The organism is Streptomyces phaeoluteigriseus, assembly GCF_001896135.2.
GTDB lineage: Bacteria > Actinomycetota > Actinomycetes > Streptomycetales > Streptomycetaceae > Streptomyces > Streptomyces phaeoluteigriseus.
Map to the genome: position 1 here is coordinate 881,970 of NZ_MPOH02000015.1, position 15,851 is coordinate 897,820.

Sequence of the window (15,851 nt, forward strand, 5' to 3'; positions counted from 1 at the left end):
ACACGCCGGTGGCGGCGGCCAGCTCGCGCAACAGCGCGAGGGTCTCATCGGTGATCAGATGCTTGGAATAGTCGATGTGCAGGTCACCGACCCGCAGGGTGTACCCGCTGCCCCGCCCGGGGTCACCGGCGAACAGCTCGCGCAGCTGCACCTCGCCGAGTTCCTCACGGTGCTTGGCCAGAGCCGTCCACTCGGGCGTCTGGTTGAGCCTCGTACGGCCGTCTGCGTTCATGTCGGACCCAGCCCTCTTCTCTCACCTGTCCGTGCCGCGCATCTTGTCCCACTGCGGTCCCAACCTAATTGATCAGCGCGTGGCACGAGCTGTCGCAGGACCGACCTGCGGTGCGACAACAGATACGTCCGCACGGACCGGGGGTGTCAGCGCGGGGACGGAGAAGGTGAAGAAGACGGGGCGGAAAGAGAGCGGGGCCCCACAGGGCAGCACGGACGGACCACCCGGCTGCGGCCGCCACGGTTGCGCGGTACACGTGTGGCCAAGTGCCTCTGGGCACCTGGCCGGTACTCAACTCCTAGATCTCGCCCCGCAGTTTGGCGAGGGCTTCGGCGAGGATCGCCTCGCCGTCCGCGTCGCTGCGCCGCTCCCGCACATAGGCGAGGTGCGTCTTGTAGGGCTCGGTGCGCGGCGGGGCCGGGGGGTTGTCCCGGTCCTGGCCGGCCGGGAAGCCGCAGCGCGGGCAGTCCCAGGTATCGGGCACCTGCGCGTCGCTGGCGAAGCTGGGCTGCGTCTCATGCCCGTTGGAGCACCAGAAGGAGATGCGCAGACGCGGCGCGGACTCGCCGCGCTCGGCCTCGCCCATCGGCCCCGCCCCGACCCGGCTTCCTCGGATCGCGTTGCCACTTGCCACGGTCGTAACTCCCTGCGTGATGGTGCCGCGAAGCGAGTCGGCGTTTCGCTTCGCTGCGAGCGCCTCAGTCTACGTAAGGCCCAACGCGCGTCCAGTGATTGGAGCTACATCCCCCCACACGTAGACGCAAGCCCCATGATAGGCCGCGCTCACCGGCGCGTACCGAACATGGGGCCTTACGTACGGAATGTGTGCCTGCGCGAGGCTGATCAGGCGTTCGCCTTCATCAGGAGGCCGAGAACGATGATGACCGCGAACCAGAGCAGACCGACCACCACGGTGATCCGGTCGAGGTTGCGCTCGGCGACCGAAGAGCCGCCGACGGAGGACTGCATGCCGCCACCGAACATGTCGGAGAGACCGCCGCCCTTTCCCTTGTGCATCAGCACCAGCAGCATCAGCAGCAGGCTGAAGACGATCAGGGCGATCGAGAACCCCAAAACCACGGCTGGACCAACTTCCTCGGATTCGGATAACGACGGGGGCACAGCTACCGCGCTGTGCCCCCGCAAGGGTACGACGGATCGCCGCTACCGCATACTCACAGCCCGCTCACTGATCGCGGAAGCGCACGATCTTGACGAACTCCTCGTGGTCCAGCGAGGCGCCCCCGACCAGCGCGCCGTCGATGTCGGCCTGCGCCATGATCTCGGCGACGTTGCCCGACTTCACGGAGCCGCCGTACTGGATGCGGATCTTGTCGGCCACGTCCTGGGAGTACAGATCGGCGAGCTTCCCGCGGATGGCGGCGCAGACCTCCTGCGCGTCGTCGGCGCCGCAGACCTTGCCGGTGCCGATGGCCCACACCGGCTCGTAGGCGATCACGATGGTCTCGGCCTGGTCGGCCGGGACCTCCCGCAGACCGCCCTCGACCTGGGCGAGGGTGTGCGAGACGTGGTTGCCCGCCTCGCGGACGTCCAGTTCCTCGCCGACGCACAGGATCGGGGTGAGGCCGTGCTTGTAAGCGGCCTTGACCTTGGCGTTCACCTGCTCGTCGGTCTCGCCGTGGTACTGCCGGCGCTCGGAGTGGCCGATCGCGACGTAGGTGCACCGCAGCTTGGCGAGCATCGGGCCGGAGATCTCGCCGGTGTAGGCGCCACCGTCGTGCGCGGAGATGTCCTGGGCGCCGTACTTGATCTTGAGCTTGTCGTGCTCGACCAGCGTCTGCACGGAGCGCAGGTCGGTGAAGGGCGGCAGGACGGCGACCTCGACGGCCTCGTAGTCCTTGTCGGCCAGGGCGAAGGCGAGCTTCTGGGTGTGGGCGATGGCCTCGAGATGGTTGAGGTTCATCTTCCAGTTGCCCGCCATCAGCGGCGTACGGGTGCTCATTCGGGGTCAGTCCTCCAGTGCGGCGAGGCCGGGGAGCGTCTTGCCCTCGAGGTATTCGAGGGAGGCGCCGCCGCCGGTCGAGATGTGGCCGAATGCGTTCTCGTCGAAGCCCAGCAGGCGGACGGCCGCGGCGGAGTCGCCACCGCCGACGACCGTGAAGGCCGGGGAGTCGAGGAGGGCCTGGGCGACCGCCTTGGTGCCCTCGGCGTAATCGGGGTGCTCGAAGACGCCCATCGGGCCGTTCCAGAAGACGGTGGCGGCGTCGGCGAGCTTCGAGGCGTACAGCTTGCGGGTCTCGGGGCCGATGTCCAGGCCCAGCTGGTCGGCGGGGATGGCGTCCGCGGCGACGGTGTGGGGGTGCCCCGGCGCCTTGGTCTTCAGGTCCGGGAACTCCGTGGAGGTCACCACGTCGACGGGGAGGACCAGCTCGACGCCGTTCTTCCGCGCCCGCTCGATGTACTCCTGGACGACCGGGATCTGGTCCTCCTGGAGCAGCGAGGCGCCGACCTCGTACCCCTTGGCCTTGAGGAAGGTGAAGACCATGCCGCCGCCGATGAGGAGGCGGTCCGCCTTGCCGAGCAGCTGGTCGATGACGGCGAGCTTGTCGGAGACCTTGGAACCGCCGAGGGCGACGACGTAGGGCCGCTTGACGTCCTCGGTGAGCTTCTTCAGGACACCGACCTCGGTGGCGATGAGGTGACCGGCGGCGTGCGGCAGCCGGGCCGGGAGGTCGAAGACCGACGCGTGCTTGCGGTGCACGGCGCCGAAGCCGTCGCCCACGTACACGTCGGCGAGTTCGGCCAGTCGGTCGGCGAAGGCGCCGCGCTCGGCGTCGTCCTTGGCCGTCTCGCCCGCGTTGAAGCGCAGGTTCTCGACGACGGCGACCTGGCCGTCGGTGAGTCCGGCGACGGTGGAGCGGGCGGAGTCGCCGACCGTGTCGGTCGCGAACGCCACGTCGGTGCCGAGGAGTTCACCCATGCGGGCGGCGGCCGGGGCGAGCGAGAAGGCCGGATCCGGGGCGCCCTTGGGGCGGCCCAGGTGTGAGGCGACGACCACCCTGGCGCCCGCGTCCGCGAGGGCCTTGACGGTCGGGAGCACGGCTCGGATACGGCCGTCGTCGGTGATGGTGCCGCCGTCGAGCGGCACGTTGAGGTCGGCGCGGACGAAGATCCGCTTGCCGGCCACGCCTTCGGTGAGGAGTTCGTCGATCGTCTTCATGTAAGGGGCTCCCGGGAGGGCTCGTGTTGCTCCGTGATCGTAGACAGGGCCGATCCGCACGTGAGTCAGGGCCCGGGCGGCGCGTCCCCGCGCCGTCCGGGCCCTGCCTTCACATCGAGGTGCCTGCTCCGTCGATCAGAGCTGGTTGCCGACGAATTCCGTCAGGTCGACGAGGCGGTTGGAGTAACCCCACTCGTTGTCGTACCAGCCGAGGATCTTCACCGAGTTGCCCTCCTGGACCATGGTCAGGGAGGAGTCGAAGGTGCAGGAGGCCGGGTCGCCGACGATGTCCGAGGAGACGATCGGGTCCTCGGTGTAGGAGAGGTAGCCCTTGAGGTCGCCGTCGTCGGCGGCCTTCTTGAACGCGGCGTTGACCTCGTCCTTGGTGACCTCGCGCTGGAGGGTCACGACCAGGTCGGTGGCCGAGCCGGTCGGGACCGGGACGCGCATCGCGATGCCGTCGAGCTTGCCCTTGAGCTGGGGCAGGACCAGGGCGGTGGCCTTGGCGGCACCCGTCGTGGTCGGGATGATGTTCTCGGCGGCGGCGCGGGCGCGGCGCAGGTCCGAGTGCGGGAAGTCCAGGATCCGCTGGTCGTTGGTGTACGCGTGGACCGTCGTCATCAGACCCTTGACGATGCCGAAGTTCTCGTCGAGGACCTTGGCCATCGGCGCCACACAGTTGGTGGTGCAGGAGGCGTTGGAGATGACGTGGTGGTTGGCCGCGTCGTACTTGTCCTGGTTCACGCCCATCACGATGGTGATGTCCTCGTCCTTGGCCGGAGCCGAGATGAGGACCTTCTTGGCGCCGCCGGCGATGTGCTTCTCGGCGTCGGCCTTCTTGGTGAAGATGCCCGTCGACTCGATCACGATGTCGACGCCGAGGTCGCCCCACGGGATGTCGGCGGGGTTGCGCTCGGACAGGACCTTGATGGTGTGGCCGTCGACGGTGATCGTGTCGGCGGTGTGCGACACCTCGGCCTTCAGGCGGCCCAGGATGGTGTCGTACTTGAGCAGGTGAGCGGTTGTCGCGGTGTCACCCAGGTCGTTGACAGCCACGATCTCGATGTCAGCACCCTGCTCCAGCAGCGCGCGGAAGTAGTTACGACCGATGCGGCCAAAGCCGTTGATGCCTACGCGGATCGTCACGAACCGATCTCCTCGTTGGTACGCCGGCCACGAGGTGCCGGCGAGCTGTATTTGGGATGTCCCCGACCACCCACGACCCTACCTCTCCGAGACCGCCGGAGTGACATCGAGTTGCCCCATACACGGCAGTGCGGCCCGTACCCGCCAGTAGGGGTACGGACCGCCCCGCCCTGAAGGGCCGGTCAGGGCCGATCAGCCGATTCGGTCACGCTGTGTCATGTCGGCTTGATCTCAGCGTGTCGCTCGGTGCCCGGTCGGTGTCAGTCGTCAAGTGAGGCGAGGGCCTTTCCGATGAGCGCGGTGCGGTCGGCCGCGGCGGTGACGTGCTCCAGGCCGAAGCCCAGCAGCACGGTGTCGTCGGTGGTGACCGCTCCGTAGGTCTGGAACAGCGTGCCGGTGCGTGCCCAGTTCTTGAGGACGGCCGGGCTGCCCGGGGGCGGTCCGGCGAGCTGCCAGGCGCCGAGGGAGGTCTCGAAGCCCTCGGTCTGGGTGGCGGTGCCGCCGACGACGAGCGAGGCCTCGTCGGCGAGGACGCCGTGACCGCCGCTGCCCGGGTCGGTGACATAGCTGAACGAGACCTCGACGGACCGGCCGGCATAGGCGCTCAGGTCGAAGTTCACCTGCTGCCAGCCGCTGGAGGCCCCGGTGAGGGCGTTCCAGGAGCCGGTGGTGCCGGTCGCGGTGCACTCGTTCGAGGTCAGGGTGAGGTAGTGGCGGAGCTGGGGGTGCTCCCCGATGTAGTACCCGGCCCCGCATTCGGCGGGTACGGCCGTCGTGGTGGCGCCGCCGGCCTCGGGCAGCGTCGTCCAGTCGTCGGCCCCGACCGTGTGGATCTCGACCAGCGCGTTGTCGTAGCCGGGTTCGGTGTCCCACAGGAGCTGGGTGCGCAGGGCGGGCCGGTCGGCCGCGGTGACGCCGGTGAGGTCGATGGTGCGGGTGAGGCGCTTGTAGGCGTCGTCGGTGTGCACGGCCGCCGCCATGGACGTGCCCGCGTGGGGCCCGTACGGGTTGACGGTCCCGGCGAACTGTCCGGCGCCCTCGCTCGCGAACTGCGGATGCGTGGCGGCGGGCAGCTCGTCGGAGGTGACGCCGTAGGTGCCGGCCCGGTCCAGCGGGTTGCCGGGGGCGCCGGCGAGCAGGCCGCTGTACCCGTCGAGCGCTCCGGAGCCGGTGAAGCCGGTGGCGCCGGGGGTGGACGTACGGGAGTAGGCGCCCAGGTAGTACTGGCTGAAGTCGTTGGACGGGGTGCCGTCGCCTAGGTCGACGCTGCCGCCGGCCAGTTCACCGGCCTCGACGAGCTTGCCGCCCTCGTTGAGGAAGGCGCGCAGTTCCAGCTGGGTCGGGTTGCCGGGGACGCTCGCCCCCGTGTAGTGGACGACCGTGCCGAAGTGGCTCAGCACACCGAGCGCGTCGGGCGCGCCCTGCGCGGCGACGTCCCAGACGATCGCCTTGCGGCCGTTGGCCTTCAGCGCGTCGACGTAGGTCTGCGCCTGTGTGGCGGTCGCGCCCTCCTCGGCCACGACGAGGGTGTCGGCCCGCGGCCGCTCGGCGATCGTGTAGGTGAAGCGCGAGCTGGAGACCTTCTTGCCGCCGCTCGTCTCGCCCGTGAACCACACCTCGACCCTGTCGCCGGGCTCGCCGTCCTGGACCTTCGCCCGGTACTCGTCGTAGTAGAGGTTGTCCTCGCCGCCGAAGGTCTCGCCTCCCTTCCAGGGCCTGAGCGCCTGGTCGTGGGTGCGGCCACCGTTGACGCGATACCTGAGTTCCTTGTCGCGGACCGCCTTGCGTACGACGACGGAGACCTCCTGGTCGGCCCCGCGCGAGTACGACGTGGTGAAGCCGGCCGGGGTGAAGTCGGCGGCGTTCAGGCCTACGGAGGACTTCGGCCGGTCGGGGCGGGCGGCGCTCTCGGCGACGGACAGCGCGAACGGGACGTTCTTCTCGAACTCCTGCTGGATCAGCTTCTCGTCGTCCGGGAAGTTGAACACCGACTGGCAGTCGGCGGCGTTCCACCGGTCGTCCGGGAACAGGTTCGAGATCGTCTGACAGGTCGACATCTCGGGGGTGAACATCGCCGTGCCGTTGACGTTGGAGGCGTGCCCGTCGGCCTCGCCGTTGGTGGTGTACAGCTCGGAGGAGACCTGCGGGAGGTAGCCCGGGACGGCGGAGTTCCCGGGGGTTCCGGCGAGCGCCTCGTAGACGATGTCGTCGGGGGTGTCCGTGGCGACCTGCCAGCCGACGCCGTAGAGGAGGAGTTGGGCCGCGGAGTGGTAGTTGATGCCGTAGACGAAGCCGATGCGCTTCTCGAAGGCGTCCAGTGCCTTGGTCTCGGGCTCGGAGTTCGGACCGCGCCGCGGTAGGTCTGACTGGTGGGGTTGGGGGACGAACCCTCGTCGTCGTAGCCCCACTTGTAGGCGAAGTTGCGGTTGAGGTCCACGCCGTCGCCGGTGCGGATCTCACCGTCGGCGTTGACGTCCCGCAGGTTCTTGCGCCACAGGCGGTTCGCGGAGTCCTGGAAGGTGTAGTCGTAGCCGTCGGGGTTGGCCGACAGGACGAACCACAACTCGGTCGAGTCGACCAGCTTCCTGATGCGCTGGTCGGTCTTGTAGCTGTCGAGATAGTGGTGCATCAGCCGCCGGGTCATCTCCGGGGTGATCCACTCGCGCGCGTGCTGGTTGGACATGTACAGCACCGAGGGCTTGGAGCCGTCCTCGGACTTCCTCGCGTTCTTGGTGAGCTTGAGCGCGAGGATGTCCTGGCCCCGGACCGTCTTGCCGATGGAGACGACCTTGGTGAGGCCGGGGTTCTCCTGGGCGGTGCGCAGGATCTCCTCCTTGAGGCCGCCGCTGCCGCTGTACGGCCGGAAAACACCGTCGGCGGCGGCCTCCACGCGGCTCTCGGCCTTGGCCGAGAGGGTGTGCTCGGTGAGCGGGACGCCCTGCTTCTCCAGCTTCTTCGCCTGGTCGTCGGTGAGATACACCTCGACGGTGGCGGTGCCCTGTTCGGGCGCCCGCTCACTGAGTTCGTGGCCGTCCTGACCGGCCGCCAGCAGCAGGGGTACCTGCTTCTTGGTGACCTCGGCGCGGAACACCTTGACCTCGTCCGCGTCGGACCTGCCGGACGGACTTCCGGACTGTGCCTGGGCGATGGGTGCGATGCTCGCTCCGCCGATCAGGAGCGCGCCGACAGCGAGGATCGATCTCGCTCTACGTCTCATGGACCCCCCTTGCGTGAGTCCGCCACAGCAGCGAACACAGTCAGGCTCATGACTGTTCATGATCGAGTCAAGGGTGCGTCAAGAAGGCGCCGGAAGAGGGAAGTTGCCCTCGGCGCCGGGGTTCGAGGAGTGACCACGCCGGTGCCGACGGCCCTTGGAGGGGGCGTCGCAGGCGTGTCCGTGAACCGTCGGGCGCCGGTGAGGGCGCCGGTATGGGCGCCGGTATGGGCGCCGGTGGGGCGGTCAGCCCACCAGGTTGTCGGCGAGGTCCTCGCTGAGGTTGGCGTCCGTGCCCGGGATGCCCAGGTCGGAGGCCCGCTTGTCGGCCATCGCGAGCAGCCGGCGGATCCGGCCGGCGACAGCGTCCTTGGTCAGCGGCGGGTCGGCGAGCGCGCCCAGCTCCTCCAGGGAGGCCTGCTTGTGGTCCATGCGCAGCCGGCCGGCCGCCGCGAGGTGCTCGGGCACCTCGTCACCGAGGATCTCCAGGGCCCGCTGCACGCGGGCACCGGCGGCGACGGCGGCACGGGCCGACCGGCGCAGGTTGGCGTCGTCGAAGTTGGCGAGACGGTTCGCCGTGGCGCGCACCTCGCGGCGCATCCGGCGCTCCTCCCAGGCCAGCACCGACTCATGGGCGCCGAGGCGGGTGAGCAGCGCGCCGATCGCGTCGCCGTCGCGGACCACGACCCGGTCGACCCCACGCACCTCGCGGGCCTTCGCGGCGATCGACAGCCGTCGGGCCGCGCCGACCAGGGCGAGCGCGGCCTCCGGCCCGGGGCAGGTGACCTCCAGGGAGGAGGACCGGCCGGGCTCGGTGAGCGAGCCGTGCGCCAGGAAGGCCCCGCGCCAGGCCGCCTCCGCGTCACAGGTGGCGCCGGACACCACCTGCGGGGGCAACCCGCGGATGGGGCGCCCGCGGCCGTCCACCAGGCCGGTCTGCCGGGCCAGCTGGTCGCCGCCCGCGACCACCCGTACGACGTAACGCGAGCCGCGGCGCAGACCGCCGGGCGCCATCACGATCAGCTCCGAGCCGTGACCGAAGATCTCCAGAATGTCCCGCTTGAGCCGACGGGCCGCCATCGCCGTGTCCAGCTCCGCCTCGATCACAATGCGCCCGCTCACCAGGTGGAGGCCGCCGGCGAACCGCAGGATGGCGGAGACCTCCGCCTTTCTGCAGCAGGTCCGGGTGACGGGGAGCCGGGAGATCTCGTCCTTCACCGCTGCCGTCATCGCCATGGGCCGATCCTTCCATGCATCCGAAAAATACGGTCGTACGCGGCGGCCAACAGCTCCGGGTCGTGCCTCGGGGTCCCATCGGGCCGGGCCACCGGCGCCAGCTCGACCGCGGCACCGAACCGTTTGGCGGCATCGGTCAGGGAGTCGCGGTCGGGCACGGCGGCCTCGTCGGCCAGCACCACGTCCAGGGCGAGTTTAGGGGCGTGTCGTCCCAAAACCTCCAAATGACGCTGCGGGGAGAAGCCCTCGGTTTCTCCCGGTTGCGGCGCGAGGTTGAGGGAGAGTACCCGGCGGGCCTTGGTCTCGGTGAGCGCGTCCAGCAGTTCGGGTACCAGCAGGTGCGGGATGACCGACGAGAACCAGGAGCCGGGGCCGAGCACCACCCAGTCCGCGTCGAGGACGGCCGCCACCGCCTCCGGGACGGCCGGCGGGTCGGGCGGCACCAGGTGCACGGACTGCACCTCGCCGGTGGTGAGCGCGACGGTCGCCTGCCCGCGCACGGTGTCGACGTCCTCGGGGCGGGCCGGATCGTGCCCCTTGACCAACGCCTGGAGTTCCAGCGGTACGGCGGACATGGGCAGCACGCGCCCGTGCGCGCCGAGCAGCTTGCCGACCAGGTCCAGGGCCTGGACATGGTCGCCGAGCTGCTCCCACAGGGCGACGATCAGCAGATTGCCGACCGCGTGCCCGTTGATCTCGCCCTGCGACTGGAAACGGTGCTGGATGACCCGGGCCCAGGTCTGGCCCCAGTCGTCGTCGCCGCACAGGGCGGCCAGGGCCTTGCGCAGGTCGCCGGGCGGCAGTACACCCAGTTCGTCACGCAGGCGCCCGCTGGAACCGCCGTCGTCGGCCACGGTGACGACGCCGGTGAGGTCGCCGGTGATCCGGCGCAGTGCGGTGAGCGAGGCGGACAGACCCATGCCGCCGCCGAGGGCGACGACCTTGGGCTGGGTGCCACGACGGCGCGGTTTGCCGCCGCGGGCCTCGACCGGCCGGCTCGTGCGCCCTTCGGGCGTCATTCTGCGCAGCCGGCCCAGCCGCGGAGTACGTCCCGTCATTCCCGTCCCATGTCCCGGTGCACGACCACCGTCTCCACGCCCTCGGCCACGAGGCGCGCGGCGAGCTTCTCCGACATCGCGACCGAGCGGTGCTTGCCGCCCGTACAGCCGACCGCGATGGTCACATAGCGCTTGCCCTCCCGGCGGTAGCCCGCGGCGACCATCTGGAGGAGTTCGGCGTACCGGTCGAGGAACTCCTTCGCGCCGGGCTGGTTGAGGACGTACGCGGAGACCTCCTCGTTCAGCCCGGTGAAGGGGCGCAGCTCCGGGACCCAGTGCGGGTTGGGCAGGAAGCGCATGTCCACGACCAGGTCGGCGTCCACGGGGAGGCCGTACTTGAAGCCGAAGGACATCACGGTGGCCCGCAGCTCGGGCTCCGAGTCGCCGGCGAACTGGGCGTCCATCTTGGCGCGCAGCTCGTGCACGTTGAGGCTGGAGGTGTCGATCACCAGGTCGGCGTCGCCGCGCAGTTCGCGCAGCAGTTCGCGCTCGGCGGCGATGCCGTCGACGATGCGGCCGTCGCCCTGGAGGGGGTGCGGGCGGCGCACCGACTCGAAGCGCCGCACCAGGGCGTCGTCGGAGGACTCCAGGAACACGATCCGCCGGGTGACCCCCTTGGCCTCCAGGTCGGCGAGGGACTCGCGGAGGTTGTCGAAGAAGCGGCGGCCTCGTACGTCGACGACGACCGCGATCCTCGCCACGTTGCCCTGGGACCGGGCGCCCAGCTCCACCATGGTGGGGATCAGCGCGGGCGGGAGGTTGTCGACGACGAACCAGCCGAGGTCCTCCAGACACTTTGCGGCCGTCGAGCGGCGGCCCCGGACATGCCGGAGATGATCACCAGCTCGGGGATGGCCGCCTCGGGGATCCCGGGCGGCGTGACGTCGGTACTCACCTGTGCTCCGTCTTCGTGACCTGCGGTGTTCGCGGCGCTGGGGGCGTCCGCGGGGTGCTGGGGCCCGGCCGGGCCGGCGCCCTGCCGGGGGGCCGCCGTGGGCGGCGCCGTGGGCGTGGGTTCTCGCTTCGGCGTGGGGTGTGCGTCGTGCTCGGTCATGTCTCCTGCCCCCGTCGGTCTTCCGGGGCGCCCGCGACCACGGGCTCCCCGGGGGAGCCCGACGTCGTGCCGGACTCCTCCTCATCCATGATCTCTCCGGTCGCCGTGTTCACGGCGGGTGCGGTGGGAGCCGCCCGGGCGAAGGCCGCGACGATCGTCTCGGCCGTCTTGCGGCCTATGCCCGGCACCTCGCAGATCTGGTCGATCGTCGCGGAACGCAGTCTCTTCATCGAACCGAAGTGCTTGATGAGCGTCTGCTTGCGCGTCTCGCCGAGCCCCGGTACGTCGTCCAGCGGGCCGGCGCGGAACCGCTTGGCCCGCTTGGTCCGCTGGTAGGTGATCGCGAAGCGGTGGGCCTCGTCCCGGACCCGCTGGAGCAGGTAGAGGCCCTCGCTGGTGCGGGGCAGGACGACCGGATCGTCGTCGTCCGGCAGCCATACCTCCTCCAGGCGCTTGGCGAGGCCACAGACGGCGATGTCGTCGATACCCAGCTCGTCCAGCGCCCGCTTGGCCGCCGCCACCTGCGGCTGTCCGCCGTCGACGACGACGAGCTGCGGCGGGTAGGCGAACCGCTTGGGACGGCCGTCGTCCTCGGTGAGGCTGCTGACGATCGGGGCATCGGCGGCGTCGGCGTCGGCAAGGAGCTCGGCGGCGCGGTCCGTGGCGTCAGCGGTGCCGGCGCTGCCAGCGGCATCGGCGGCGTCTGTGTCTCCGTCCACCCACTCCCCCGTCCGCTCCTTGTCGGCGAGGTAGCGGCGGAAGCGGCGGGTGATCACCTCGTGCATGGAGCGGACGTCGTCCTGGCCCTCGAAGCCCTTGATCTGGAAGCGGCGGTACTCGCTCTTGCGGGCCAGGCCGTCCTCGAAGACGACCATGGAGGCCACGACGTCTTCGCCCTGGAGGTGCGAGATGTCGTAGCACTCGATCCGCAGCGGGGCGCTGTCCAGGTCGAGGGCCTCGGCGATCTCCTCCAGCGCGCGTGAGCGCGTGGTGAGGTCGGAGGCGCGCTTGGTCTTGTGCAGGACGAGGCTCTGCTGGGCGTTGCGCTCGACGGTCTCCATCAGGGCCCGTTTGTCGCCGCGCTGCGGGATGCGCAGCGAGACGTTGGACCCGCGGCGGGCGGTGAGCCACTCCTGGACCGGCTCCAGCGGGTCGGGCAGGGCGGGGACCAGCACCTCCTTGGGCACCGCGTCGCCGGTCTCCTCGCCGTAGAGCTGTTGCAGGGCGTGCTCGACGAGGGCGCCGGTGGTGATCTCCTCGACCTTGTCGGTGACCCAGCCGCGCTGACCGCGGACGCGTCCACCGCGGACGTGGAAGATCTGGACGGCCGCCTCCAGCTCGTCCTCGGCGACCGCGATCAGGTCGGCGTCGGTCGCGTCGGCGAGCACGACCGCGTTCTTCTCCATGGCCTTCTTCAGGGCCCCTATGTCGTCGCGCAGGCGGGCGGCGCGCTCGTACTCCATCTCGTCGGCCGCCTCCGTCATCTGCTTCTCCAGACGGCGGAGGTAGGTTCCGGTGCGGCCGGTCATGAAGTCACAGAACTCGTCCGCCAGCTCCCAGTGGTCGTCGGGCGAGATCCGGCCGACGCAGGGCGCCGAGCACTTGCCGATGTAACCGAGGAGACAGGGGCGGCCGGTGCGGGAGGCGTTCTTGAAGACGCCGGCCGAGCAGGTGCGGACCGGGAAGACCCGCAGGAGCAGGTCGACGGTGTCCCGGATCGCCCACGCGTGCGCGTAGGGCCCGAAGTACCTGACGCCCTTCTTCTTGTGCCCGCGCATCACCTGCACGCGCGGGAACTCGTCGTTCATCGTCACCGCGAGGTACGGGTAGCTCTTGTCGTCGCGGTACTTGACGTTGAACCGGGGGTCGTACTCCTTGATCCACGAGTACTCCAGCTGGAGCGCCTCGACCTCCGTGGACACCACCGTCCACTCCACGGACGCGGCCGTGGTGACCATCGTGCGGGTGCGCGGGTGGAGGCCCGCCAGGTCCTGGAAGTAGTTCGCCAGGCGCTGGCGCAGGCTTTTCGCCTTTCCGACGTAGATCACCCGGCGGTGCTCGTCGCGGAATCGGTACACCCCGGGAGAGTCGGGGATCTGTCCCGGCTTGGGGCGGTAGCTGGAGGGGTCGGCCATGTCTCACACCCTACTGGCGCGCGGTGACAGTCCGACGGGGCTGTGGACAACGGCGCGGTGACGTCCGGGGCGGCGGAGGGGACGGCGGCGAGGGCCCCGACTCGGCCACGGCCGCACCGCGTTCCGGCCTCCACTGTTGTCGGGACTGGGTCAACACGCTTCAATGCGGGGGAACTCCGGGCGGTGAACCTCACGCCACGGATGTGAAGGCGCGGCCCCCGCGTCACGGGCGGCCCGGTCACCCGCGCGAACGGTCCGACCAGCCGTCGCGAGCATTCACAGAGAGGCCCCTGCATGCCGCACGCCCCACAGCACGCGGACGTCGACGCGCACACCGTCACGGAGGCCGACGCGGAGGCCGTCTCCGGCGTCACCGCCGCGGAGCTGGACGCCGCCCTGCGGGGCGGCCCCTTCCACGTCGCCCTGCGCGCCGCGATCGCCGCCCGTGGGCTGCCGCTCCAGCGCGTCCAGCACCATCTGTCGCGGCACGGGGTCAAGGTCGGCGTCACGAGCCTGAGCTACTGGCAGCAGGGGGCCCGGCGCCCGCAGCGCCCGGAGTCGCTCCGGGCCGTACGCGCCCTGGAGGAGATCCTCCAGCTGCCGGACGAATCCCTCATCCGGCTGCTCGCGGAGACCGACGGGAAGGCTGCCGCCGGACAGCCGACGGGCCGCACGTACCGCTCGTTCCTGGCGGCCTCGGACGTCCTGGAGAAACTCCTCGTCGAACTGGAGTGCCCCGCGGACGACGGGCTGCACACCCTCGGCCATCATGAGCGGGTCCGCATCGGGGACTGCCGGGAGCTGCTGGAACGAGAGTCGCAGCACATCGTGCGCGCCCACCGCGACGGCGTCGACCGTTTCGTCGCCGTCCACCACGGGGATCCCGGCTGCGCCCCGGAACGCATGAGCGTGCGGGCTCTGGAGAACTGCCGGACCGGCCGCGTCCGCCGGCACCACGACACCGGCGTCCTCGTGGCCGAGTTCCTCTTCGACACCCGCCTGCGCGCGGGCGAGACCTTCCTCTTCGGCTACGCCGTCGAGGACGGCACCGGCGGGGCTTCCCACGAGTACGTCCGCGGCTTCGGCGCCCCGGGCGGCCAGTACGCCCTCCAGGTCCGGTTCGACGAGAACGCGGTGCCGGCGCGCTGCCACCGCTTCACCCGGCACTCCGCGGCGGCTCCGCGCAGCGCCGTCAGGAACTCGCCGTGAGCCGGCACCTCTCGGTGCACCTCGTCGAGCCGCGGGTGCGCTCGGGCATGGTGGGCATCGCGTGGGACTGGGAGTGAGCGGGCGGCCCGCTCACGGGTGAGTGCCGCCCGCAGCGCGGGCGGCCGACGGGTGCCACGGAATGCGGGGGGTTGTGCCGGGGGTTGCGAAGGAGCGTGCGGGGTTGTGTGGACGTGACGGCTTGCGTCAGCGTGTACGTCCGCCGTCCCGTGGTCCGGTGGTCCCGTGGTCCGGCGGTCCGGCGGTCCGGCGGTCCGGCGGGAGTCCACTCCGGACCCGTGGGCCTCGAGAGAGCCATGAGAGCCCTGCCCCAGGAGACCCATGACCTGTGAGCCCCGTGGAACCCTGGGTCACCGACAAGCGAGCGGTGTGCTCACCGAGCCACCGGAGAGAGGAACAGCCCGTGATCGTCGTCGCCGGTGAAGCCCTGATCGACCTGGTACCGCAGGGTTCTGGCGCCCTCGCGGCCCTGCAGCCGGCCCTGGGCGGCGGCCCGTACAACACGGCCGTGGCGCTGGGCCGCCTCGGCTCCCCCACCGCCTTCTGTTCGCGCATCTCCTACGACGCCTTCGGCGAGGCGCTCCTCGACAGACTGCGGGACTCGGGGGTGGACGTGACGGCGGTGCAGCGCGGTCCGGAGCCGACCACCCTCGCGGTCGCCACCCTCGACGGGAACGGCTCGGCCGCCTACTCCTTCCACGTCGAGGGCACCGCCGACCGGCTGTTCACCGCCCCGGCCGGCCTGCCCGCCGGAACCAGGGCGGTGTCCTTCGGTACCTGCTCACTCGTCCTGGAGCCGGGCGCGAGCGCGTACGAGGAGCTGATGCGGACGCGTCGGGGCAGGGCGTGTTCACCGCGCTGGACCCGAACATCCGGCCCGGTCTGATCCCCGACGCCGACGCCTACCGGGCCCGCTTCAAGAGCTGGCTGCCCTCGGTGTCCTTGCTCAAGCTCTCCGAGGAGGACGCCCTGTGGCTGGGCGGCACCCCGCGCGACTGGCTGGCCGCCGGGCCCGCCGCCGTCGTGATCACGCACGGCGGTGACGGACTGACCGCCTTCACCCAGGACGGCTCCGTGTACCCGGTGCCCGGCGAGAAGGTCGACGTCGTGGACACCATCGGCGCCGGCGACACCGTGAACGCGGCGCTGCTGCACGCCCTTTCGGGCCAGGACGCCCTGTCACCGGCGGCCGTCGCGGACCTGGGCCACGACGGCTGGAACCGGCTGCTGCGCTTCGCGGCCCGCGCCGCCGCGGTCACCTGCTCCCGGGCGGGCGCGGAACCGCCGTACGCCGCCGAACTCGGCGAGCTGTGAACGGCGCGCGCCCCGCGGGGAGTCTCCCGCGGGGCGCGCGCCTGCCTGTTCGGC

The 15,851-nt window shown here is 70.7% G+C and carries 8 protein-coding genes and 5 pseudogenes; 2 read left to right on the forward strand and 11 right to left on the reverse strand.

Annotated features, from left to right (window positions below):
* The 11 genes and pseudogenes from BM536_RS21930 to uvrC form a co-directional block, all read right to left on the reverse strand.
* A pseudogene (locus BM536_RS21930) lies at nucleotides 1-232 on the reverse strand (glucose-6-phosphate isomerase); the annotation flags it as partial.
* Between the two features lie 298 nt (nucleotides 233-530).
* On the reverse strand, nucleotides 531-866 hold the full coding sequence (locus BM536_RS21935) for an RNA polymerase-binding protein RbpA (RefSeq protein ID WP_010352468.1): 336 nt from the start codon (nucleotides 864-866) through the stop codon (nucleotides 531-533).
* A 209-nt stretch (nucleotides 867-1,075) separates the two neighbouring features.
* Nucleotides 1,076-1,312, reverse strand: coding sequence for a preprotein translocase subunit SecG (gene secG / locus BM536_RS21940; RefSeq protein WP_073494819.1), 237 nt, complete (start codon nucleotides 1,310-1,312; stop codon nucleotides 1,076-1,078).
* Between the two features lie 106 nt (nucleotides 1,313-1,418).
* The gene (tpiA, locus tag BM536_RS21945) at nucleotides 1,419-2,195 is read right to left on the reverse strand and encodes a triose-phosphate isomerase (protein WP_094103367.1); all 777 of its coding nucleotides are present in this window, start codon (nucleotides 2,193-2,195) and stop codon (nucleotides 1,419-1,421) included.
* Between the two features lie 6 nt (nucleotides 2,196-2,201).
* Nucleotides 2,202-3,413: a phosphoglycerate kinase gene (locus tag BM536_RS21950; RefSeq protein WP_073494821.1), complete on the reverse strand. Its 1,212-nt coding sequence runs from the start codon at nucleotides 3,411-3,413 to the stop codon at nucleotides 2,202-2,204.
* 135 nt (nucleotides 3,414-3,548) lie between these two features.
* Nucleotides 3,549-4,559 carry a type I glyceraldehyde-3-phosphate dehydrogenase gene (gap, locus tag BM536_RS21955; RefSeq protein WP_073494823.1) on the reverse strand — a complete coding sequence of 337 codons (1,011 nt, stop codon included), beginning with the start codon at nucleotides 4,557-4,559 and terminating at the stop codon, nucleotides 3,549-3,551.
* A gap of 260 nt (nucleotides 4,560-4,819) precedes the next feature.
* Nucleotides 4,820-7,776 (reverse strand): annotated as a pseudogene (locus BM536_RS21960) (M14 family metallopeptidase).
* A 243-nt stretch (nucleotides 7,777-8,019) separates the two neighbouring features.
* Complete coding sequence (gene whiA / locus BM536_RS21965; protein ID WP_073494826.1) at nucleotides 8,020-9,009, reverse strand: DNA-binding protein WhiA; 990 nt, start codon at nucleotides 9,007-9,009, stop codon at nucleotides 8,020-8,022.
* Nucleotides 9,000-10,067 (reverse strand): gluconeogenesis factor YvcK family protein, encoded by a 1,068-nt coding sequence (locus tag BM536_RS21970; protein WP_073494828.1) that lies wholly within the window; start codon nucleotides 10,065-10,067, stop codon nucleotides 9,000-9,002. The genes whiA and BM536_RS21970 overlap by 10 nt, the downstream gene beginning before the upstream one ends.
* Nucleotides 10,064-11,121, reverse strand: a pseudogene (gene rapZ, locus BM536_RS21975) (RNase adapter RapZ). Before rapZ ends, BM536_RS21970 begins: the two are co-directional and overlap by 4 nt.
* A complete protein-coding gene (gene uvrC, locus BM536_RS21980) occupies nucleotides 11,118-13,256 on the reverse strand; it encodes an excinuclease ABC subunit UvrC (RefSeq protein WP_073494830.1) in 2,139 nt (712 codons plus the stop codon). The pseudogene rapZ and the gene uvrC overlap by 4 nt, the downstream one beginning before the upstream one ends.
* Before the next feature lie 294 nt (nucleotides 13,257-13,550).
* On the opposite strand from uvrC, the pseudogene BM536_RS21985 reads away from it, so the two are divergent.
* Both BM536_RS21985 and BM536_RS21990 read left to right on the forward strand, forming a co-directional pair.
* Nucleotides 13,551-14,542 (forward strand): annotated as a pseudogene (locus BM536_RS21985) (hypothetical protein).
* Nucleotides 14,543-14,886: 344 nt separating this feature from the next.
* Nucleotides 14,887-15,797 (forward strand): annotated as a pseudogene (locus tag BM536_RS21990) (carbohydrate kinase family protein).
* Nucleotides 15,798-15,851: the final 54 nt, after the last annotated feature.

What these genes read in the sequence shown, in the direction of transcription:
- tpiA (WP_094103367.1), bottom strand. Translation starts at nt 2,195, where the DNA reads ATGAGCACCCGTACGCCGCTGATGGCGGGCAACTGGAAGATGAACCTC.
- BM536_RS21950 (WP_073494821.1), bottom strand. Translation starts at nt 3,413, where the DNA reads ATGAAGACGATCGACGAACTCCTCACCGAAGGCGTGGCCGGCAAGCGG.
- uvrC (WP_073494830.1), bottom strand. Translation starts at nt 13,256, where the DNA reads ATGGCCGACCCCTCCAGCTACCGCCCCAAGCCGGGACAGATCCCCGAC.
- whiA (WP_073494826.1), bottom strand. Translation starts at nt 9,009, where the DNA reads ATGGCGATGACGGCAGCGGTGAAGGACGAGATCTCCCGGCTCCCCGTC.
- BM536_RS21970 (WP_073494828.1), bottom strand. Translation starts at nt 10,067, where the DNA reads ATGACGGGACGTACTCCGCGGCTGGGCCGGCTGCGCAGAATGACGCCC.